The organism is Streptomyces sp. G7(2002), from assembly GCF_028870195.1.
Lineage (GTDB): Bacteria > Actinomycetota > Actinomycetes > Streptomycetales > Streptomycetaceae > Streptomyces > Streptomyces nigrescens.
In genome coordinates, this window is sequence record NZ_CP102609.1 from 1,383,667 (window position 1) to 1,405,093 (window position 21,427).

Genomic DNA, 21,427 nt, shown 5'->3' on the forward strand with positions numbered 1-21,427 from the left:
CAGCGCCACCAGCAGGAGGAACGAGCACGTGACCAGCCAGGACGACCTGTTCCACCCCGTCATCGAACTGCCCGAGCCCACCCGCCGCGCCCGCTACGCCCGCCTGGTCGGCCTTGAGGGCGTGAAGCTGCGCCTGCGCAAGGAAGCCGCTCTCTTGGCGGACCCTCGCCGACTCCAAGCCTGGGCTGATACCCACCACGGCGGCGGTGTCGCCGCTCTCACCCTCTTCGCGGACCGGGCGCCCCTGTTCGTCTTCGCCGGCGATGTCGGCTCCGGCAAGTCGGCCTTGGCCGAGTCCTTCGGCTGCGACCTCGCCGACTTTCTCCGCCTGCCTGTCTACCTCTACCGCCTCAAGCTCGCCGCCCGCGGCAGCGGCCTGGTGGGCGAGATGACCTCCCTCATCGGCGACGCCTTCACCCACATGCACGCGATGGGCAAGCGCGTGTCCGGCTCCCAGGGTGCGCGCGCTGTGCAGATCCTTGTCGTCGACGAGGCAGACGCCCTGGTCCAGTCCCGCGAGGCCCAGCAGATGCACCACGAGGACCGGGCCGGCGTTGATGCATTCCTGGCCGGCATCGACAGCCTGGCCGGCGCCCAACTCCCGGTCGTCGTCGTGGTGTGCACCAACCGGCTCGGCGCCCTCGACCCGGCCGTCATGCGCCGCGCAGCGGCCACCTTCGCCTTCACCCGCCCTGGCGACGAGCAACGCCACACGGTCCTCACCCAGGCACTCGACGGGCTCGGCATCCGGCCGGAGACCGTCCGCAAGGTTGTTGAGCTCACCGGCCCTGCCAGCGACAGGCCCGGCTACACGTTCTCCGACCTCACCCAGCGCCTGGTCCCAGCCGCAGTCTTCCGCGCCTTTCCCGACCGACCCGTCACCGACGAAGACCTCCTCGCCCTCGCCCAGGAGCTGGAACCCACTCCCGTCTTCACCGAGGAGAGCTGATGGCCCACCTGCCCGCCCCTGGCCCCACCAGCGTTCGCACGACCGGCGACTACTACCAATGGCTTGTCGCCTGGGAAGCCTGTCTGACCCTCCTTCGCGAGACCGCCGGCCACGCACACAACCCCATCCGTGTAGTCGGCGTCGAGCTCGACGGCGCGGGCAACCTCGATGACGTCGTACTGCTGCGGGATCTTCCGCCGCACACCTACATGCAGGTCAAGTACGCGGTCGACAGCAGCACGCCGGTCAGCGAGGACTACCTGACCAAGCCCAGCGCCACCGGCGGCCCGTCAATCCTCAAGAAGATCGCCAGGACATGGAAGGGGTTGACCGCGGACGGCGGAAGGGCCGACCTGCGCCTGGTCACCAACCGGGCGGCCGACTCCAAGGACTACCTGGTGGCCGGGCGCGACGCACGCACCGGCCTCCTGATGCCCAAAGCAGCCATCGGCGGGGCGAAGTCGAATCGAGGAAAGGCCCGTGCCAAGTGGGCACAGGAGGCAGGGTTGACCGAGGCCGAGCTCATCGACCTCCTGTCGGTGCTGCGCTTCGATCTGTCCCTGGACATGGGCTTGTACCAGGAGAACCTGCGGCTCCTGATGGCCGTTACCGGCCTTCGCCACGACCAGCGGGCACTCGAAGAGGGGGCCGGTTGGATCGCCAAGATGGTCCGTGAGGGCCGCCGTGAACTCACCCTGGCGATGGTCGAGGCCGCCATCGCCGACCTGGATCTCAAGGCCGGACCCGCCCGGGCGATTCTGTCGATCGCCACTCTCAAGTCGGACCCACTGGCATCGGACGCCGACCACGCCATCGACTGGGTCGACCGCTTCGACGGCGACTCCGACTACACCAAGCGTCGTCCCCTGCCGCCGAACAGCTGGGCCCAGTTGCAGGCGGATATTGAGGACGCACCGAGACGCCTGCCCGCCGGTACAACCGCCGTCTCCGTCACGGGCAGTATCCGTCTCGCGCCGGCCTTCCTGGTCGGTACCACCTTCCGCATGGTCACCGGCACCGACCTCGCGGCCGTGCAGCGCGGGCGGGCCGGAGCCCAGCTCTGGTCCACCAACGACCCGTTCGACACCGCCCTGGCCCCGGGGGCCATCGAGCACGAGATCGGCCAGGGCGACGAGATCGCTGTCGCTATCGCCGTCGCGACGGACCTCTCCGAGGACGTCTTGGAGTACTTACGGGAGCAGAACGTCCCCGTGGGCAAGCTCATCGTCCTCACCCCGCCGAGCAGCTCAGCGCAAGACGGCTCCGTTCCCGATAGCGCCGCCGCCAACGCCCTGGCGGTCGGCATCCGCGACCACCTCCGTCGCTCCACCCGCCGGGTCCGGCGCATCCATCTCTTCCTCGCCTGCCCAATGGGACTTGCCGTTCTACTGGGCAACCGGTGGAACCGGCTCTGCCAGACCGTCGTGTACGAGGACATCAAGATCGACGACGGATACGAAGCGGCATTCACCGTCGAGGCATAGGCCACGCCGCAGAACCCGGCGGCGTAGGGCTGCTATGTGTCCCGACGCTGGCTTCCGCTGCAACTCTTACATGCCATGTAAAGTGCCAATATGTTATAAGTGGCATGCTGTTTCAGGGGCGCAGGAACGCGGTGGCGCAGATGGTCGCCAGGCGCAAGCTAGCGGCCACCAATGACAATGGTCTCGAACTGGCTTACCGTTGCGCGATCCGTGACCGACTCAAGCTTGCGCGCTCCACCCGCCAGTCAGCAAAGCGCTTTGACCTGCGCAGATGCACTACCGCCGAGTCGCTGCAGTACCGCCCTGAAGGCCAGGCTCTGGACGAAGGCTGACCTGCGGCTTTACCGTCGGGTCGTAATCAGCCCTGGAGGGTTCACAACGCGAAGCAGATAGTCACTGCACACCGCCTTCGCAAGGACGTCGTCAGCCCGGAAGGTTCGCAACGTCATCGACCCTGGAGGGTTCGCAACCAGAACCGCAGCGCGCTCCGCGCGATCGCCATCAGCCATGGGAACCCACAAGGTGGTCGACGTAGAGGGCTCAGCCCAATCTGCCGCCCGATTACATACAGTTATCTCCGCGGCTCCACCTACGGGCTCAGGGGGCCTGGCGCGCTCGGGGCGGCCAGCCGATGAACGGCACCGTCCGCTGGGGAGAATCTGGGGAGTTTCACAAGCGTTGGGGAGCCCGTGGGGAGAATCGTTTGCGTAAATCGGGATGAAGCTGAAAGCCCCTGAAAGATGGATCTTCGCAGGTCAGACGAATACTGAGCCGCATACCCGCAGGTCAGGGAAGTTCGGCAGAAGACTTCAAAAAGATCTCGTCCTCTCCGCGCCGACGGAGGTAGGTCTGATCCGGCCAGGGCAACCGGCATACAACTGCCGGTTGCCCATCGATGCCGCAATCGAGGTGCCGGTACGCCAACACTGCACGCCTTGGGCTGGCTTACTTGAACCAGTACTTCACGCCGTGGTGGTGGGAGCAGGTGCCGGAGAAGTGCTTCGAGTACGACCAGGTGCCGTCTTTGCACTTGGCCATAACACCCTTGGGGTGCTTGATGTGGGTGCCGCAAGTGCCAGTGGTGTGGTGAGCGCAGCGAACTGTGGCGGCCTGAGCCGTTCCTGTGCCGATGGCTACGGGTGCGACGACGGCGGCGCTAAGACCGTGTCCTATGTGGTGAGGCGGACGTATCGCTTGTAGCAGCAGATGGCGGCGGCGAGTCCGAGAAAGGCCAGGTAGTTGCGGTGGTCGCGTTCGTAGCGGGGGCTGAGTCTGCGGTAGCCCGACAGCCACGACATGGTGCGCTCGATCACCCATCTACGCCGCCCTAACCGTTCGCTGGACTCGATGCCCTTGCGGGCGATCCGTACTCCAATCCGCTTACCACGCAGCCATTTCCGCAGGTCGGGTCTGTCATACGCCTTGTCGGCGTGCAGGCGCTCGGGTTTGAAGTAGCGGCCGCGGTGAGGGTCGTGTCTCGTTTGGTGACCCTCGACCATCGGCTTCAGCCCTTGGCTGTCGTGGGTGTTCCCCGCCGAGACGCCGACGACCAAGGGCAGTCCGTTCGCGTCCGACAGGATGTGCATCTTGGAACCCGGCTTGCCCCGGTCCACGGGGCTCGGACCTGTGAGTTCGCCCCCTTTTTGGCCCTGACGTGGGCGGAGTCCAGGACCACGCGGGAGACGTCGATCAAGCTGGCATCGTCGAGCTGGTGCAGGATCGCCTCGTGCAGCCGGCCCCACACGCCGGCCCGCGACCAGATCAGAAACCGGCGGTGGGCGGTCGACTTCGATATCCCGAAGCATGGCGGCAACGCACGCCAGGAACAGCCACTGACCAGCACGTAGATGATGGCCGCGAACACCGTTTCATCAGGCGTGTCCTGGGTCCCACCACCCTGCGACCGCACCTTCGACGGCGGGACCAACGGCTTCGCGATCTCCCACAGACCGTCCGGAACAATCCAACTCCACGTACCCCGCCCCATACACAGGCCAACGTCCGCCTCACCACATAGGACACGGTCTAAGACGCCGTTTCTGATGGTGTGATCGCTCGTTGAGCCGTGCATGACGGATCTGTTTGAGCGGTTGGTGCCGGACGAGTTGTGGGTGCTGTTCCGGCGGGTGGTTCCGCCGACGGAGGTCATACGCCCGCAAGGCGGCGGCCGCCGACGGGCCGGTGACCGCGCCTGTCTGGCAGCGATCATCTTCGTGGCCACCTCGGGCTGCACGTGGCGGCAACTGCCGCCGGTGTTCGGGCCGGCCTGGCCCACCGTCTACCGGCGCTTCGCCCAGTGGAGCCGGGACCGGGTGTGGGCCAGGCTGCACCGCGTCATCCTCGACGAGCTCGGCGCCCGCGGAGCGTTGGACTGGTCGCGGTGTGCGATTGACTCCGTCAGCGTCAGGGCGGCAAAAGGGGGCCACTGACCGGACCGAATCCGACCGATCGAGGCAAGAGCGGATCGAAAATCCACCTGATCACGGACCGCAACGGGCTGCCCCTGTCCCTGGGCATCTCCGGCGCCAACATGCACGACAGCCTCGGACTGGAACCACTCGTGGGCGGGATCCCGCCCATCCGCTCCCGCCGCGGACCGCGCCGCCGGCGTCCAGCCAAGCTCCATGCCGACAAGGGCTACGACTACGACCACCTGCGCCGATGGCTCCGTAAGAAAGGCATCCGTCACCGCATCGCCCGCAAGGGCATCGAGTCCTCCACCCGGCTGGGCCGCCACCGCTGGGTCGTCGAAAGGACGGTCTCCTGGCTCGCCGGATGCCGCCGCCTCACCAAGTGAAACGACGTCTTAGGCCGTGTCCTATGTGGTGAGGCGGACGTTGGCCTGTGTATGGGGCGGGGTACGTGGAGTTGGATTGTTCCGGACGGTCTGTGGGAGATCGCGAAGCCGTTGGTCCCGCCGTCGAAGGTGCGGTCGCAGGGTGGTGGGACCCAGGACACGCCTGATGAAACGGTGTTCGCGGCCATCATCTACGTGCTGGTCAGTGGCTGTTCCTGGCGTGCGTTGCCGCCATGCTTCGGGATATCGAAGTCGACCGCCCACCGCCGGTTTCTGATCTGGTCGCGGGCCGGCGTGTGGGGCCGGCTGCACGAGGCGATCCTGCACCAGCTCGACGATGCCAGCTTGATCGACGTCTCCCGCGTGGTCCTGGACTCCGCCCACGTCAGGGCCAAAAAGGGGGCGAACTCACAGGTCCGAGCCCCGTGGACCGGGGCAAGCCGGGTTCCAAGATGCACATCCTGTCGGACGCGAACGGACTGCCCTTGGTCGTCGGCGTCTCGGCGGGGAACACCCACGACAGCCAAGGGCTGAAGCCGATGGTCGAGGGTCACCAAACGAGACACGACCCTCACCGCGGCCGCTACTTCAAACCCGAGCGCCTGCACGCCGACAAGGCGTATGACAGACCCGACCTGCGGAAATGGCTGCGTGGTAAGCGGATTGGAGTACGGATCGCCCGCAAGGGCATCGAGTCCAGCGAACGGTTAGGGCGGCGTAGATGGGTGATCGAGCGCACCATGTCGTGGCTGTCGGGCTACCGCAGACTCAGCCCCCGCTACGAACGCGACCACCGCAACTACCTGGCCTTTCTCGGACTCGCCGCCGCCATCTGCTGCTACAAGCGATACGTCCGCCTCACCACATAGGACACGGTCTTAGCTTCACGCCGCCAGGTCTACAGCAGATTCTCGTTTGTGTTCGCCCTGCTCTGGTTCAACCGCCGCCGCAGCGCATGACCTTGAGGTCGCGAGGTCGTTGAATCGAGCGACACCACAAAGCCGAGCTCCGGGGGTGTCATGGCTGATCCCGGGGCCCGTGGTGCGTCCTGCGCGGTGTCAGTTCTCGTCGGGCGCTCGGTTTGCCTCTGCCCCCGCAAATCCTTGGCCCCGGACGCCGGGCGCTTGACAGAATCTTGCAAGTGAAGGCAGCCCGGATATCCCGGCAACACCTCGTCTCCCAGTTCCTGCTCCAGCAGTTCACGGTGCCTGGGCCGAGAGGCAGTGGCTGGACTGCCCCCCCCGGTAGCACCCACCCACTCCACCAGAACGCCGGCGGCCCCCACGAAGACTCGTGGGGGCCGCCGGCGTTCGGCTGCATTGCCGTCAGTATTTCTGTCAAACAGCCAGAATCTCTATCGGAGCCACTGAGCGGAGACCAGTTTGAACACGGACTGCATTCCATCACAACTGCGAATCACCGCTCGCATTGCAGCTCGTCCGAGCCGTCTCAGCGGGTCACGCATGATCCTGATTCTCCAGCGCACCGATCTCTGAAATCAGGCTATGCAGAGCGGCCACATAGGACCGATATTTCTCTACCAATTGCCTGTCTTCCTCAAGTCGAGAAGCGATCTCATCGAGTTTTCGGCGCAGGTCTCCAACTTGACGGACAAGCGTGGAGACCTCCGGGACTTCAGCAGCCGCCATGGATCCGCTTGCAATTCGACTTGCGTACCCGGCGATCCAGCCATCAAGCGTCAGGAGATGGGAATTCCAGTCCTGCAGCTCTCGATCATGGGGGTAGTCCGGGTACGGGAGCACCCTGAACGCCTCATAGACTTGACGGAAAGGTTTCGTTTCAGTCATGCCAGGTCACTATCTTCCCATCCTTGGTGTAGATCCCTTCTCCGCCAAAGAGACCACCCCTGATCTTCCAACCCTGATCACCGTTTTTCAGCTTCCAGGGAACACGATCATTGGGATCCGCCCTATCCCACAAAGCTCGCGCTTCCTGAGTGTATTCAGCAAGAGTCCGCCCCTTGCCGTGCTTGTCCAGGTGATATTTTGCAGTCTCCTCAACGCTGCCGAATGTCGCCGGGTCCCACTCTTGCAAAGCATCGGCGTCAGTCCCACAGCGCTTGTTCAAATTGTGAACGAGTACCGGAGTCGCGCCCGCCAGCACATAGTACGTGTGCAGGTCCGCGACCGTCAGGTTGTGGACGCGCTGCCGGGGCGTGGTCCACGACGTCGTCGCGTCGATCCGTCCCTGGCTTCCGACGTCGGTCAGCAGCCTTTCGCCCGGCTTGAGTTGCTCGGCGTCGCGCCAGGCGTTCCTGCCGCCCGCCGCCCAGAAGGGGTGCTTGCCTGTGGCGGTCACCGTGCCGGAGGAGCGTGCACCGGGGCCGGTGACGGTGACCCGCACGAGATCCTTCCGGCCGAAGCCGGTGATGGTCGCCTGAACCCGCTTCGCCGCAGTGCGGCCGGTCCGCGGGTCCGTGGCGATGACCCGGTCGCCGGTGCGGATGTCCTCGATCGGCTTGCTCCGGTGACCGGCCATCAGGACGCGGGTGCCGGGGACGAAGCTGTTCCTCTCGCACGGCTTGCCCTTCTTCAGGAACTTGAGCTTGAGAGCACTGAGTGCGAGGCCCTTGAGGCACGAGAGTTTCTTCGTCTGGAGGCACTGTTCGATCTCGTCCGCGCCCACGTACCAGGCGATCAGGCGGTCGAGGTAGGTGCTGCTCGTGCAGCTCATCCCGCCCGCTCCGTCGCCCGCGCAGACCAGGATCACCTGGCCGGGCTTCAGTCCCCCGCTTCCCAGGAGGCTTCTGCGGTACTCGATCAGCCGCTTGTCGAGGGTCTTGCGCATCTCGCTGTCGGACAGGGGTTTGTTCTTCTCCAGGAGCTCGTCCTGGATCTGCTTCTTCATCTCCGAGAGCAGCAGGTCGGCCGCGGTCTTCATGGCCTCGGTCGAGGCCTTGGCTGCCGCGGTGGCGTCCTTCCCCGCGGCCTGAGCGGAGACGCTCGCCTCGTAGGCGGCGGAGTTGGCCTGCAGGGAGTAGGAGGACGCGATGCCCGCGGAGTGCTCGGCCCGCTCCGCTGAGCGGGCCGCAGCCTGCGCGTCCTTGCGGGCGGACGCCGCGGCGCTGTTGGCCTCCCTGGCGGACTCGGCCGCACTCTTGGCCGACTCGGCGGCCTGGTCGGCGGACTTGTCGGCCTGCTTGGCGTAGGTCTCCGCCTTCTTGGCGGACTCACGTGCCTTCTCCGCCCAGGTGATGGCCTGCGTGGACTCGTCGCGGGCGTCGGCGGCGACGCGCTGTGCCTGGGCGGCGTCTTTGTGGGCGAGCGCCGCGGACCGGTCCGCCCCCGCCAGCAAGATGTCGATCTCGGCGATGTGGGCGGCGGCGTTGGCGTCGCGCTGCCGTGCCCGGTGGAGCCCGATGTGGAGGAAGTCGTGCAGCTGGGACGGCGGAGCCGACAGCGCAGCCTGGGCCGCTGCCTTGACCTCGGGGCCGCCTGCCTCCATGGCCTGGGAGACCGCGACCCGTTCGTCCTCCTCGCGGGCCTTGTACTGCCCGGTCTCCAGGAACTGGTGCAGGTCGGCGGAGGTGCCGTCCAGGGCCTTGTTGGCCGCGGCCTTCACCCCCGGGCCGCCTGCCTCCATGATCCGGGAGACCGCGATGCGGTCGTCGTGCTCCTTGCCCGGGTAGGCCCGGGTGCGCAGGAACTCCCGTACCTGGTCGGCCGGTTTGTCCATCACAGCCAGAGCGGCCTCCTGCTGTGCCGGGTTGTCGCTCGTGGCGGCGATGTGCCCCGCGCTGGCCCGGTCATCCTGTTCCGTGGCCACCGTCAGCCCCGCGCGCACGAACTCGACCACTTCCGCGTCGGTCCCCATCAAGGCCTGCTTAGCGGCCTCAAGAACCCATGGGCCTCCGCTGGAGGCGAGGTTGACCGCGAGCTGGCGTCCCTTGGCCACCGTGACCTGGGGGTCGGAGGCCGCGGTGGCCTCTTCCCGGAGTTTCTGGGTCGCGGTGTTGAACTGCTGGCCCCGGCCGGCCTGCCACTGGGCGGCGGCGACGCTCGAGTCGTGCTCCTTCTTGGCCTCCTCGGCGGCGAGGACGTTCTCCTCCTGCTGCTCGGCCAGCCGCTCGACGTCGGCCTTGCGGGCCAGTTCGGCCACGGTTCTGGCCTGGCCAGCTGCCGTCTGCGCGTCATTGGCGGCATTCGTGGCGGCGTTCGCCGCAGCCGTCGACTCCTTGGCCGCGTCCACCGCGTGGCCCGCCTCGTCCGCGGCCTTGTCGGCCGCCTTCGCTGCGGCCTCGGCATGCTTCGCTGCGTCGTTGGCGGCGTTGCGCGACTGCCGCGCGGCCACCGCGGCCTGCCGGGCATTGGTCTGCGCCGCCACGGCCGCACGCGTGGCCTGGCCCGCCAGCCGCTGGGCCCGGGCCGCCGCCGCCTTCGCCTCGGCCTCCTTCGCACCGGCCTCACCGGCCCAGCGCCCCGCCTCCGCGGCCGACGTGGCCGCCGCGGCCGCATTGGCGCCCGCACTGGCCGCGGCACCCGCCGCCTTCGCCGCGTTGTCCGCGGCAATACCGGCCTGATCAGCGGCGTCCGCCGCCTTCTTCGCCCCGGCCGCCGCATCGCGTGCCTTCTGCGCCGCCAGCCGGGCCTCCTTGGCCTTGGACGCATTACCGGCCGCTGCCGCGGCAGCCGACCGAGCCGAGGACGCCGCGCTCCCCGCCCGGCCGGCGGCATACGCCGCCTGCGCCGCAGCCGTCGCGGCCACCCGCGCCACCCGGTTCGCCGCAGCAGCAGCCGACACCGCCGTACGGGCCGCCTGCGCCGCCCGGTCGGCCGCAGCCGCCGCGCGCGACGCCGCTGCCGCCGCCTTGTGCGCCGACGACTTGGCCGCCTCCGCCTCCTTCGCCGCGACCTGCGCCGCCTCCTTGGCCCGCTGAGTCGCCTTCTCCGCCTTGGCTGCCTCCTCCTTGGCCTCCTCGGTCAGCTCCTTGGCCTTCTTCTGCGCCCGGTCAGCAAGTGCGGCCAACTGCGAGACCGTCAGGGCCTCCTGATCCCGCGCGGCGGCGACCTGCCACCCCTCGTCCAGGAACTCCTGCACATCCTCCGGAGAGCCGTCGAGAGCCTGCTGCGCGACCTTCTTCACATTCGGGCCACCCGCGGTCATCAACTGGGCGACCTGAACCCGGTTGTCCTCCTCCCGCGCCCGGAACTGCCCGTCGTCGATGAACCGTCGCCAGTCCTCGGCCGAGCCGTCCAGCGCCTTGCCGGCCGCGTCCTTCACACCCCGCCCACCGGCGGCCATGATCTGCGACACCTCGACACGCAGATCGTCGTCATAGGGTTGAACGAGTCCGCCGTTCAGGAACGCCTGCAGCTCCAGGACGCCGCCGTCCAGCGCCTTGTTCGCGGCCTCCCGCACGCCCGGCCCGCCCATGGCCATGACCTGCGCCACCTGAACCCGTAGGTCGTCTTCCCTGACCGACGGCAGTTCCTTTTCCATGAACGTGTCGACGTTCTGGTCCGGCCCCAGCAGGACGGCCTCGGCCGCCTTGCGAACCCCGGGACCGCCGGTCTGCCATTCCCAGAGAACGTCGGATCTGTCATACGCCGGCGCCTCATCCGCCGCGGCCGGACGCAGATCCGCGCCCGCTATCAGCGCCAGGGCCAGCAGCGTCGCCACGACGCCGCGCCGGCCGAAGGCGCTCCGTAAGCCTGTTACCACAACGTTTCTCCTTGTGAGTGAGTGAACGGTTCTCATGGACAGCCAGGCGGTGTGTCTTCCGGCGCGCCTCGGGCGGCACGGCCCGAGGCGCGCCGGGAGTCCGCGTCACCGTTCGGCGCAGTGCGCATTCCGCCACTGGACGAAGTGATCGGCGCGGTTGGTGATGACGCCGTCGACGCCCCATGCCGTCGCGGTCTGCCACTGGGCCTCGGTGTCGACCGTCCAGACGAACACCTCGACGCCGGCGGCCCGGAGCTTGTCCACGGCCGCGGGGCGAGCCGAGAGGCCACTGAACTTGACCGCATACGCGCTGAGCGAGAACTGCCGTGCGGTGGCCACGGGGTCGGCGTCCAGGGCCGACCGGAGCAGCGCCACCTTCGTCCGGTGCGGGGAGGCGGAGGCATCCCGCACCACCTGCTCGTCGAAGGACTGGAGCAGCGTGCGCTCGGTCATGCCCGCTTCGGAGACGAGCCCGAGGGCGCGGTCGACCGCGGCGGACGACTGCGGTCCCTTGATCTCCAGGAGGAGCCGGGCCGGCCTGTCCTTGAGCGAGGCCAGCACCTGTTCCAGCGTCGGAACCCGGCCTCCGCCCTTGACCGTCAGCCGGGATATCTCCTCGGCGGTGAGCTCGTCGACCCGTCCGGTGCCGTCCGTCGTCCGGTCCACGGTCGCGTCGTGCATGATGACCGGCCGGTCGTCCTTGGTGAACTGCACATCGGTCTCGACCCAGTCCGCGCCGCGATCGGCCGCGGCTTCCAGGGAAGCCAGCGTGTTCTCCGGGGCGATCTCCGGCGCGCCGCGGTGCCCGATGGCCTTCGTGCGTGAGCAGCCGACCAGGACGGCCTCGTCCCAGATGCGGATGTTGTCGACGGTCCCGGCGAAGTGTTCCTGGAAGGTGCCCTGGTAGTGGAGGCGGCCGATCTGCAGCCCACCGTTGGCCCGCCAGGGGGTGGTGAAGTCGGCTGCCGTCTGAGGCTTGCCGTTGACGAAGAGCTGGATCTTCTTCGTGGCACCGTCATAAACGCCGGTCAGATGGGTCCAAACGCCGGACTGTGCGGCATCCGTGCTGATGGACCGAGCGATGGTCGTCTCGTCAGTGTCCGCGGTGTGCCGGTTGAAGACCCACTTGTCGTAGTTCTTCGAGTAGTACAGCTGAAAGCCGCTGGCACGATTACCCGCCTGCGACAGGAACGTGCGGTTCTTGTCCTTGGCATCGAGCTTCACCCAAGCGGAAACGGCAAACGACTTGGTGGTGTCGACGACCGGCCCGGCGGTCGCCGCATAGGACGAGGTGCCGTTCAGCCTCAGCGCGGTGCCGACCTTGCCGGGTACGCCGAGCTGGGCGCCGCCTCCGGCAAGGGTGGCGACGGGGCCGGCGCCCATGCCTCCGCTGACGTGCGTCGCCCCTGCGCTCTCGTCCAGCGGGAAGGACGCCAATTCCTGCAAGTGCGCGGGGAACTGGCCAGTGGAGAGCGCCGTGGCATCGGCCTGCGTCACAGCGGACTGCACCGTGCGAACCTCATCGACCGCGCCCGCCGCGGCCTCCTTCCAGGCGCCGTGCGAGCGCAGCCGGCCGATCTGCAGACCGCCGCTGGCCCGCCAAACGGGGGCGGCCTGCACCGACTGTTGGAGCCGACCGTTCACGAACAGCGACAGCGAGCGCTTGTCCGCGTCATAGGAACCCGTCAGATGGGTCCACTCGTCCGGCTGCACGGCATCCTTGCTCATGGCGCGCACGAGGTCCGGGCCGTCCGTGTCGGCGGTGTGCTGATTGAAGACCCACTTGTCGTAGGCCTTCGAGTAGTAGAGCTGGAATCCGCTGGCGCGATTACCCGCCTGCGACAGGAACGTCTGGTTCCGTTCCTTGGTGTCGAGCTTCACCCATGCCGATACGGAGAAGGATTTGGTGGTGTCGATGACGGGCCCGGCAGTGGCCGCGTAGGCGGTGGTGCCGTTGAGTTTCAGCGAGGTGCCGACCTTGCCGACCGCCCCCGGCTCGGCTCCACCGACCAGCTCCGCCGTGAACTCCCGCGCCGTACCGCCCAGCACCCGTCGCGAACCGGCGTCCTCATCCAGGGAAAATGCCGCCTCCTCGGCCACACCGGCCGACCGGGCGGAGGGGGTCCGCCCTGCCGGTGAAGCCGCGAGCGGATCGCTCGACGCCATCGCCGGAGTACCGGTGGCCAATACCGTTGTCACCATCAAGGGCAGCACTAATCGACCGTGGAGTTTCATTTCTGATCCTTGTTCATCAAGCGTTGGAGCATGCGGAGAGCGCGTCTCCGTGCCTACGGAAGCCGGGGCCCGGCCCGGCGCGAATCGCCGGTCAAGGCCCCGGTGAGGAATGACGTCGGAGACCGCTACCTTCCGGTCTGGATCCCGTCGTTGAAGATCTCGTCCACGCCGATGGCCCGATCCCAGATGCGGATGTTGTCGATGGTCCCGGCGAAGTGCTCCTGGAAAGTGCCCTGGTAGTGAAGGCGCCCGATCTGGAGGGCACCACCGGCCCGCCAGGGGGTGGTGAAGTCGGCAGCCGTCTGGGGCTTGCCATTGACGAAGAGCTGGACCTTCTTCGCAGCGCTGTCATACACACCGGTCAGATGAGTCCAAACCCCGGTCTGCGCGGCATCCGTACTGATCGACCGAGCGATGGCGGTGTCATCAGTGTCGGCGAGGTGCCGATTGAAGACCCACTTGTCATAGTTCTTGGAGTAGTACAGCTGAAAGCCGCTGGCACGATTACCCGCCTGCGACACGAACGTGCGGTTCTGGTCCTTGGCATCGAGCTTCACCCAAGCGGAAACGGCAAACGACTTGGTGGTGTCGACGACCGGCCCGGCGGTGGCCGCATAAGCAGAGGTGCCGTTCAGCTTCAGGGCGGTGCCGACCTTGCCGGATACGCCCAGCTGGGCGCCGCCTCCGGCCACCGTGGCGACGGGGCCGGCACCCATACCTCCACTGACCTGGGTCGCCCCCGCACTTTCATCCAGCGCGAAGGACGCCAATTCCTGCAAGTGCGCCGGGAACTGGCCAGTGGAGAGCGCCGTGGCATCGGCCTGCGTCACAACGGACTGCACCGTGCGAACCTCATCGACCGCGCCCGCCGCATTTTCCTGCCAGGTGTTCTGCCACCGCAAGCGGCCGATCTGGAGGGCACCACCGGCCCGCCAGGGGGTGGTGAAGTCGGCAGCCGTCTGGGGCTTGCCATTGACGAAGAGCTGGACCTTCTTCGCAGCGCTGTCATACACACCGGTCAGATGAGTCCAAACCCCGGTCTGCGCGGCATCCGTACTGATCGACCGAGCGATGGCGGTGTCATCAGTGTCGGCGAGGTGCCGATTGAAGACCCACTTGTCATAGTTCTTGGAGTAGTACAGCTGAAAGCCGCTGGCACGATTACCCGCCTGCGACACGAACGTGCGGTTCTTGTCCTTGGCATCGAGCTTCACCCAAGCGGAAACGGCAAACGACTTGGTGGTGTCGACGACCGGCCCGGCGGTGGCCGCATAAGCAGAGGTGCCGTTCAGTTTCAGCGCAGTGCCGACCTTGCCGACCACCCCCGGCTCGGCTCCACCGACCAGCTCCGCCGTGAACTCCCGCGCCGTACCGCCCAGCACCCGCCGCGAACCCGCGCCCTCGTCCAGCGGGAAAGCGGCCTTGCCGTTGAAGGCACTGCCCGTGAGCCACGAGACGATGTTGTCAGTACGCGCAGCGGTGGATCCGTCGCCGTCTCCGGACTGGCCCAGGCATCCGGCGTGGGCCGCGAGACTCTGGACCGCCGTGATGCGCCCGTTCCCGTCGAGGACCGGCCCCCCGGCATCGCCCTTGCAGATTTTGCCGCCCGTCAGCGCCATGGTGGTGTCCGTGGCGCTGCTCCGGGTCACATTGCTGTTGTGCGGACCGGCGGGCACCCACGCCGTGCCGGTGCGCCCGTATCCGGCCGCGACCAGCGCCGCCCCGTCTCCGGGGGCGCTTCCCGCGATCCGGGCAGGGGCGATGTCGGTCAGCGGAGCGGCCAACCGGGCCAGCAGCACGTCACGGTCGTCGCGCGGCACCACGTAGTTGATCCTCACCGGCGCCTTGCCCCCGAAAGTGGCCGTCGCTTCACGCGGCGGCGCGCCCGCAGGCACCGACTTGGCCGGGTCGTCGGAGAAGCAGCTCGCCGCCGTGAGAACCCAGGTCCGGTCGACGAGGGCGCCGCTGCACCCCTTGCCCCCCTGCTGCCCGGGCCGGCCCACGGTCACCCGGGCCAGCCACGGGCGAGCGGAGTCTCCGGTCACCACGGGCGTCTTGCCCTCCCCCACGCTGAGTTCCAGCACGGTGGAGTTGAGGGTGGGGTCGAGCCCCTCACCCAGCGACTTCCAGGCACCGGGTTCGAGGGCGACTTCCTCGACCTTGCTCTCGTTGGTGGCGGGGTTCTCCGTCCGCACCGTCGCCGTAACGCCTTCCCGGCTGTCGGACTTGGCCAGGTAGGAGCGCTTGATCTCCAGAGCCAGGTACCCCACCGGCCCGGAGACCGCGAAACACGCGTCGCCGCTGGTACGGCTGTTGACCCGCACCAGATCGCTGCCACCGGAGGCGCAGTCGACGAGCGTGATGTGGCCGTCTCCCGAGACGAGCTTCAAACCCTTCTCCGCGAGCAGCTTGTCCCGGTCGGGGTAAGCGAAATCCTCCACCAGAGAATCCGATCCCTCACCGGGCGCCGCCGCCGACACTCCGGCCATGGGGCCTGTGCCCCAGGCGGTCACCGCGGTCAGTGCGGCCAATGTCACTGACATCGGCCGCCCCAGCGCAACACGCCACCGCATACGAACTCCCCCCATACATGAATGTCAAAGACCCAGCCATGCGGAACGCCGATGCGATCAGAGATGTCGGTCGGCTCGGTGCGCGTCGCGGCAGATCGGGCGCGCGGTTCCGTAGTCATGCCCTGCGGAGATGGTCCCGGCATGGTCAGGTCAATCCATCTTCACTCAACCATCACAACCTTCACAGGCGCATCACGGCCAATTTCTGTCCCAGATGACCGAAACCGGCACATCGGGGCCAAGGCAGGTGCGGTGTGCGGGCAGGGGGCCTCCGCTGGTCGCTGACTGTCGACCGCGTCGGAGCCCTGCGCCAGCTCGCCGCCGGCTGCGAGAGCACCGACGTGGAGTTCGAGCGGGTGTAGGCCACGCGTCGCGTCCTGCTGGATTCTTACCGGCTGTTTGCTGGCCCCGAAGCGGAATCACGGGGCCAGCAGCATGGGCAGCGGACGCCTTCGCGGTCCTGAGCGGGACGCAGCGGTGCGCCGCAGACACGGGCCTGCGGCGCACCGTGTGGCCGGTGAGCGGCACAGCTCACCGGCCGGTTCAGGGCGATGTCGGTGTCAAAGGCTCCTGCGAACGCGTCGAGCTTCAGGAAGTGGCGGGCGACGGTGAGCCCGAGGATGAGCACGAGATCCCTGTACGTGAGGGCGTGCGTACACCCGCGGGGAACGGGCCAGGGCCGAAGCGGGAAGATCTGCCTCCCCTCCACTCTCAGGGGGCCGGGGGGTGCCGTAGGTAAGGACGCCAACACCAACAACGCCCCGACCCGGACCGAGTTCGGGCATCTGATCAACGTTCAGGCTGTGACGCCTGTTTCGCCCGATTCGATTCGCCAGCTTGGTGTGGATTCTGACACCCGAGAACAGCTCATTGTGTTAGGCAGTGTTTCTCGGATCTCCGGACGTGGGTGGGGTGTTGGGGTCAGGCTGGTTCCATGGGTCGTGGGGATTTAACGAATGCAGAGTGGCATCGACTGGAGTCGTTCTTGCCTCGTGGTGGTGCGCGTGGGGGTCAGTGGAGTGATCATCGGCGGGTGATTAACGGGGTGCTGTACCGGGTGCGGACGGGTGTGCAGTGGCGGGATCTTCCCGAGCGGTTCGGGCCGTGGGAGACGGTTTACAAACTTCATCGCCGCTGGTCAGCGGACGGAACGTGGGGGAGGCTGCTGTCCAGTGCCCAGGCTGCCGAGGACGCTGAGGGCCGAATCGACTGGGACGTGTCAGTGGACTCCACCGCGGTGCGGGCTCACCAGCACGCCGCCGGCGCGAGGAAGGTGGCTCCAGCCGCGGTTCCTCAAAAGGGGGCCGGGCAGGGGACGAACCGGGTCGATCCGGTGCTGCGGAAACTGGTCGTCCGATTGGAGGAGGTGATCAGCTCGGCGAATGCCTGGGACGCTCCCGCGGCGGCGTCACCACCAAAATCCACCTCGCCGCCGAGGGACGATGCCGACCCCTCGCGCTCGTTCTGACACCCGGGCACTACGGTGACGGCCCCCAGCTCGAGCGGGTGCTGGAGCAGGTTTCCGTACCCCGCACCGGAGTCGGACGGCCACGCAGCCGACCCGACCACGTCCTGGCGGACAAGGCCTACACCTCCCGCAAGAACCGCCGTTACCTGCGACGACGCGGAATCCGGCACACCATCCCCGAACGCCTCGACCAGCAACGACACCGGCACAACCGCGGCTCCGACGGCGGCCGGCCCACCGGATTCGACAGCGAACGCTGCAAGAAACGCAACACTGTCGAGCGAGCCATCAACCGCCTCAAGGGCTTCCGGGCCGTCGCCACCCGCTACGAGAAACGCGCCTACGTCTACCTCGGAACCGTCACGGTCGCGACCCTCATGATCTGGCTCCGAACATGATCCGAGAAACAGTGCCTAAGCCTGGTCTGCCAACATCCACGAAGGGCCGGGAAGCTATCAGAAGGCGCTGTCGTGGAGCAGGACACGCTTGCGGAACCGCTCCTCGATCAGCAGCTCGTCGATCTTCTGCTCCCCGCCGCCGCGGGGATGGCCCTTTGCCGCCGCCCTGGGCAACCCCCAGCTCACGATGACCGGGCTCCGACCGGACCTGTGGGCCATCGGCCACTCCACAAACGAGAGCGCCGCTGTTATCCAGCAGGACGGCATGATCCTCGCCGACAGCCCCGACTCCCCCTCGCTTTTCGCCCTGTGGGACTGGCTCACGGCCTGGGAGAACGCCGGCCGCCCGGCCCCTGAGAGCTACATCCCAACCCTTGTCCCCGCAGGCGACGACCAGGGCCCGGCTGGCTGGAACCTACGTCTGTCCCACTAGCCCGATCACGGCGGAAGCCCAGATTCGGAGCTGGGCCTCCGCATTCGTCCGGGGCGTGTACAACTCGCCCAACTCGGCGGTCACCGCGGCGCCGACCGCCTCCGGGTCGACGTCAGCACCGCCCTCGGCCGTGGCCAAGAAGATCTGTACGGCCTCCCCGTGCCCCTCGTCAGGCACACCCAGAGCTACCGCGCTGCGCACACCTGGCAGCGCGAGCAAACGGTGTGTCTTGCGCTGCAGCAGCGCGTGGCTTGACCGGCCCGTGGCCCAGACAGCGACGGTGTCGTCGGCCATGCGAAGCACCACCGACCGGGCCCGCAGGGCACGGGCGCGGTACGGATTTCATGGGAGGGCCACTCCAGGGCGACGATGGCACGTCAGCCCTTGATGGAAAAAAAGATCGTGTCCTGGGTGTACCAGTCGAGGTTCTTCGTGGCGAACTCCCACTCGGCGTGCTCGAATTCAAGCTTTTCGATGAGGTGTTGGGTGTCGTAGGTGAACCCGTCGTCCATCTGACCCAGGACCGTGCGGTAGGCGTCCGCGGCGGGCTTGGCCTTGGCCAGCGGCCACATGCCAATGTGCGGGCCGTCCACGGGATACGGGATGTAGAAGGGGATCTCGTCGGGCGGCCCAGCGAACAGGTAGTCGTGGGGCAGGAGGTCGGCGCTCACCCCCAGGCGGCGAAGTTCGTCATCCAGCAGGCTGAAGAAGGTGCCGGGCTTGGAGTAGACGCCCAGGTCGGATGGGTCAGAGCCGTTGCGGTCGATGATGAGCTGGAGGGCGCTGCAATAGGCGCCAGCCGCATATTCAGCGTCTGAGCTGGCGTGGCCGGCTATGAGGTGGTCGAGCGCATCCGGGATGGACAGGCCCCAGTCGAGGCCCTCGTGGTCGAGGTCACGTTGACGGGCCTGCGCGAGCTCTCGCATGACGCCGAGGTTGCGCTGCTGGTCAGATGTCAGGTTCCCGGCGGCCCCGAGAAAAGCCACGACATCGGCTTTGTCTGCGGTGTTGAACGAGATGATTCGGCTCATGATCGCCATGCTGCCAGTCACCACTGACAAACGAGACAACAGTCGGATAGTCGCATGACCGGATGGGCGGGTCCTAGTCGACGCTGGGCGTGGTGCTCCTCCTGCCGCGCGCATCAGCGACGACGTACGGCAGTCCGGGAAGGAGCAGCACCGGGGCCGCCCACAGTGGCAATGTGAACAGCGCCTCGTCGCCGCCCAGCCACTGGGAGAGCAGCACTGCGGCCAAGCCGGCGACAAGGGCGACCGCCAGGTTCCTACCGAGCCCCAGGCTGCCGCGCCGCAGCTCCCAGGCGACCGTGACCGCTGCGACGACGGCCCAGAAGGCGACATCGTCAACGCTCACGACCCGTTCGGTGGTCCACCGGAACAGACACCTGGCCACTATCAGCCAGCCGATCACGAAGCAGACCATCGCCGCCGTGCGCAGCAGCCGGCGGGCAAACGGAGTGCGGGCCCGCGCCCAGGACGCGGCGAACGCCTTGACGTCGTCGCCCACGACGTCCTGGGGCGTGCGGCCTGCGGCCACCGCGTCCTCCAGATGAGCGGAGAGCTCGTCGAGCATCTCCCGGACGGATCCGTCGTCGATGCCCCGGTACTCCCAGTTGCTGCGGCAGACCGCGAGTATCTGCTGGTTCGTCATGGTTCGCTGGTCCGTCATGGTGCGCTTCCCCCCGTGGGTTCGGTGGCGGTCAGGATCCGCCCCACACGCCCGCTGAAGGCGTGCCACACGGCCCGGCCGCTCGCCAGTTCGGTATGTCCCGCTTCGGTCAGGCGGTAGTACTTGCGTGGGGCGCCACCGCTGGCCGACGGGGCGCGGTACGAGGAGATCAGCCCCTCTCGCTCCAGCCGGGCGAGCAACGGATAGATACTGCCTTCGCTCACGAGATCGAGCCCGTTGTCGGCGAGTGCCGCCACGAACTCGAAGCCATAGCACGGCCGTTCAGCGATCAGCGACAGCAGGCACAGATCGAGCACTCCGCGCAGCAGCTGACTACGACGCTGGTCACCGATAGCGGGCAGCCCCTTTGCCATGCGGCACAAGATAGTCAGCCATTGCCATGCGCCGCAAGATACTTGCGGCGCATGACAATGAGTGGCTCCGAGGCGCAGGTCCTCGCGGCCGGTCTCACTCCAGCTCATCGGCCGGACAAGTCCTAGCCGACGTTTTCGCCATCGGCAGCCCCTACCTCTGGTCATCACCGGCGGCCACGCCGGCGGCCCCGTCGTGGTGGTGGAGCCCATGACCACGTCGCTCTACCTTGAAGTGGACACCGATATCGGCCAGCACGACGTCAACTTCAACTACTCACGCAGCCAGGCCCTCGACAACAAGCGCTCCCGCAGCTTCATCCGTGATGTGATCAAGGAGATCCGTTGAACACCAACCCCCGCACCGAGCCCGCCTGGCGCAAGAGCAGCTACAGCAGCGGAGGCGGCAACTGCGTCGAGATCGCGTCCGTCGGCTCCGGCACCGTGGCCGTACGCGACTCGAAGAACCCGGCCCAGGCCCCGCTGTGCTTCTCCAGCACGGCATTCGATGCCTCCCTGCGCCTGTTGAACAGCTCGTCCTGATCGGCTTCGCAGTCGGTGTAGCTTCCCCGGAAGCGTGGCCAATTCCCAGCATTAATGGCCAATCAATGGCCAGTTGGCCGCGATTGAACCACCAGAAGCTTTGAGCGTAGGCACTTCAGCCCGACCTTCACCCCTACGGGTGACGGTCGGACTGTGTGCTGTTCCCGGCTCTGTCAGCGTGATCGCAGCGCTGGTCACGAGGGGCTGGGGTCCTGGCGTCAGATGGAGATGGTCTTCCCCTGAGCGAAGTCGGTGCCCTTCTGCCCGTAGATGGTGATCTTGTATTTTGTCGAGGTGTCATGCTCACCCATGGCGAAGAGCATCAGTGTGCCGGCATTGTCGTAGAAGAAGAGGGTGGCGCTTTTCTGGCCGTTCCCTGAGCTAGCGTGCAGGACCGGGTGCCCCTGAAACGTGTACTTGCCAGTGGACTTACCGCCTCCGTCGAATGCCTGGGTCAGGGCCTGCTTCACACATGCCACCTTTTCTGTCATCTGCCTTTTCGTGACGATCTCAACCAGGTAGTTCTGTGCTCGGTCCTGGGGCATGGAGCCGGTTTGGCCCGTACCGTCCTTCTTGATGACAATCATTGCGGAGGGCGCGGTAGTTAGCGGCATGGTTCCTCTTCGACTTGGTCGGGAGATGGGTCTGGGGACTGAAGGTGGGCGGGCCGGGGGCAGGCTGCGCCCCAGATCGCCTTGCCAAAGGCGTCACACCACGGGTCTTGGTCTACTTCTGTGAGTAGCCGAGATGGTTAGGGGCTGGCTATGGGTGTTGAGCCGCCTGCTGTCATCGACAGCAGGCGGCT

18 protein-coding genes and 2 pseudogenes are annotated in these 21,427 nt (G+C 67.1%); 8 read left to right on the forward strand and 12 right to left on the reverse strand.

Features of this window, described 5'->3' with window-relative positions:
- Positions 1 to 28 precede the first annotated feature (28 nt).
- The 3 genes from NUT86_RS05510 to NUT86_RS05520 all read left to right on the forward strand — a co-directional run bounded on the left by NUT86_RS05510 (position 29) and on the right by NUT86_RS05520 (position 2,765).
- Positions 29 to 949 carry an AAA family ATPase gene (locus NUT86_RS05510; RefSeq protein WP_274733809.1) on the forward strand — a complete coding sequence of 307 codons (921 nt, stop codon included), beginning with the start codon at positions 29 to 31 and terminating at the stop codon, positions 947 to 949.
- Positions 949 to 2,433 (forward strand): SAVED domain-containing protein, encoded by a 1,485-nt coding sequence (locus NUT86_RS05515; protein ID WP_274733810.1) that lies wholly within the window; start codon positions 949 to 951, stop codon positions 2,431 to 2,433. The genes NUT86_RS05510 and NUT86_RS05515 overlap by 1 nt, the downstream gene beginning before the upstream one ends.
- Before the next feature lie 104 nt (positions 2,434 to 2,537).
- Positions 2,538 to 2,765, forward strand: coding sequence for a hypothetical protein (locus tag NUT86_RS05520; RefSeq protein ID WP_274733812.1), 228 nt, complete (start codon positions 2,538 to 2,540; stop codon positions 2,763 to 2,765).
- A 613-nt stretch (positions 2,766 to 3,378) separates the two neighbouring features.
- On the opposite strand, the gene NUT86_RS05525 is transcribed toward NUT86_RS05520, so the two are convergent.
- Both NUT86_RS05525 and NUT86_RS05530 read right to left on the reverse strand, forming a co-directional pair.
- The gene (locus NUT86_RS05525) at positions 3,379 to 3,639 is read right to left on the reverse strand and encodes a DUF3761 domain-containing protein (RefSeq protein WP_274740384.1); all 261 of its coding nucleotides are present in this window, start codon (positions 3,637 to 3,639) and stop codon (positions 3,379 to 3,381) included.
- A protein-coding gene (locus tag NUT86_RS05530; protein ID WP_274733814.1) for an IS5 family transposase occupies positions 3,603 to 4,420 on the reverse strand; the annotation gives its coding sequence in 2 pieces (ribosomal slippage) (positions 3,603 to 4,078 and positions 4,078 to 4,420; 819 coding nt in all). The genes NUT86_RS05525 and NUT86_RS05530 overlap by 37 nt, the downstream gene beginning before the upstream one ends.
- An 82-nt stretch (positions 4,421 to 4,502) precedes the next feature.
- On the opposite strand from NUT86_RS05530, the pseudogene NUT86_RS05535 reads away from it, so the two are divergent.
- A pseudogene (locus NUT86_RS05535) lies at positions 4,503 to 5,221 on the forward strand (IS5 family transposase); the annotation flags it as partial.
- Between the two features lie 60 nt (positions 5,222 to 5,281).
- A protein-coding gene (locus NUT86_RS05540) for an IS5 family transposase (protein ID WP_274733814.1) occupies positions 5,282 to 6,099 on the forward strand; the annotation gives its coding sequence in 2 pieces (ribosomal slippage) (positions 5,282 to 5,624 and positions 5,624 to 6,099; 819 coding nt in all).
- A 588-nt stretch (positions 6,100 to 6,687) separates the two neighbouring features.
- Here the strand turns inward: NUT86_RS05540 and NUT86_RS05545 are convergent.
- The 4 genes from NUT86_RS05545 to NUT86_RS05560 form a co-directional block, all read right to left on the reverse strand.
- Positions 6,688 to 7,038, reverse strand: a complete 351-nt coding sequence (locus tag NUT86_RS05545; protein WP_274733816.1) for a hypothetical protein — start codon at positions 7,036 to 7,038, stop codon at positions 6,688 to 6,690.
- Positions 7,031 to 10,912: a polymorphic toxin-type HINT domain-containing protein gene (locus tag NUT86_RS05550; RefSeq protein ID WP_274733818.1), complete on the reverse strand. Its 3,882-nt coding sequence runs from the start codon at positions 10,910 to 10,912 to the stop codon at positions 7,031 to 7,033. Before NUT86_RS05550 ends, NUT86_RS05545 begins: the two co-directional genes overlap by 8 nt.
- 105 nt (positions 10,913 to 11,017) lie before the next feature.
- Positions 11,018 to 13,147, reverse strand: coding sequence for a LamG-like jellyroll fold domain-containing protein (locus NUT86_RS05555; RefSeq protein ID WP_274733820.1), 2,130 nt, complete (start codon positions 13,145 to 13,147; stop codon positions 11,018 to 11,020).
- Between the two features lie 125 nt (positions 13,148 to 13,272).
- Complete coding sequence (locus NUT86_RS05560; protein ID WP_274733822.1) at positions 13,273 to 15,678, reverse strand: LamG-like jellyroll fold domain-containing protein; 2,406 nt, start codon at positions 15,676 to 15,678, stop codon at positions 13,273 to 13,275.
- A gap of 976 nt (positions 15,679 to 16,654) precedes the next feature.
- Between NUT86_RS05560 and NUT86_RS05565 the strand changes: the two are divergent.
- Positions 16,655 to 17,586 (forward strand): annotated as a pseudogene (locus NUT86_RS05565) (IS5 family transposase).
- A gap of 57 nt (positions 17,587 to 17,643) precedes the next feature.
- Here NUT86_RS05565 and NUT86_RS05570 read toward each other — a convergent pair.
- From NUT86_RS05570 to NUT86_RS05590, 5 genes are all read right to left on the reverse strand, one after another.
- Complete coding sequence (locus NUT86_RS05570; RefSeq protein WP_159490897.1) at positions 17,644 to 17,805, reverse strand: hypothetical protein; 162 nt, start codon at positions 17,803 to 17,805, stop codon at positions 17,644 to 17,646.
- A 196-nt stretch (positions 17,806 to 18,001) separates the two neighbouring features.
- Entirely contained in the window at positions 18,002 to 18,313 is a 312-nt protein-coding gene (locus NUT86_RS05575) for an AMP-binding enzyme (protein WP_229838783.1), read from the reverse strand.
- An 83-nt stretch (positions 18,314 to 18,396) separates the two neighbouring features.
- Positions 18,397 to 19,050: a DUF7691 family protein gene (locus NUT86_RS05580; protein WP_159490895.1), complete on the reverse strand. Its 654-nt coding sequence runs from the start codon at positions 19,048 to 19,050 to the stop codon at positions 18,397 to 18,399.
- 73 nt (positions 19,051 to 19,123) lie between these two features.
- Positions 19,124 to 19,708 carry a hypothetical protein gene (locus NUT86_RS05585; RefSeq protein ID WP_159490893.1) on the reverse strand — a complete coding sequence of 195 codons (585 nt, stop codon included), beginning with the start codon at positions 19,706 to 19,708 and terminating at the stop codon, positions 19,124 to 19,126.
- Positions 19,705 to 20,082 (reverse strand): PadR family transcriptional regulator, encoded by a 378-nt coding sequence (locus NUT86_RS05590; RefSeq protein ID WP_159490891.1) that lies wholly within the window; start codon positions 20,080 to 20,082, stop codon positions 19,705 to 19,707. Before NUT86_RS05590 ends, NUT86_RS05585 begins: the two co-directional genes overlap by 4 nt.
- 61 nt (positions 20,083 to 20,143) lie before the next feature.
- Between NUT86_RS05590 and NUT86_RS05595 the strand changes: the two genes are divergently transcribed.
- Together NUT86_RS05595 and NUT86_RS05600 are read left to right on the forward strand one after the other, a co-directional pair.
- Positions 20,144 to 20,428, forward strand: a complete 285-nt coding sequence (locus NUT86_RS05595; protein WP_229838784.1) for a Scr1 family TA system antitoxin-like transcriptional regulator — start codon at positions 20,144 to 20,146, stop codon at positions 20,426 to 20,428.
- A complete protein-coding gene (locus tag NUT86_RS05600) occupies positions 20,425 to 20,622 on the forward strand; it encodes a DUF397 domain-containing protein (protein ID WP_159490888.1) in 198 nt (65 codons plus the stop codon). The genes NUT86_RS05595 and NUT86_RS05600 overlap by 4 nt, the downstream gene beginning before the upstream one ends.
- Before the next feature lie 218 nt (positions 20,623 to 20,840).
- Here the strand turns inward: NUT86_RS05600 and NUT86_RS05605 are convergent, their stop codons facing one another.
- Positions 20,841 to 21,236, reverse strand: a complete 396-nt coding sequence (locus NUT86_RS05605) for a hypothetical protein (protein WP_274733828.1) — start codon at positions 21,234 to 21,236, stop codon at positions 20,841 to 20,843.
- Positions 21,237 to 21,427: the final 191 nt, after the last annotated feature.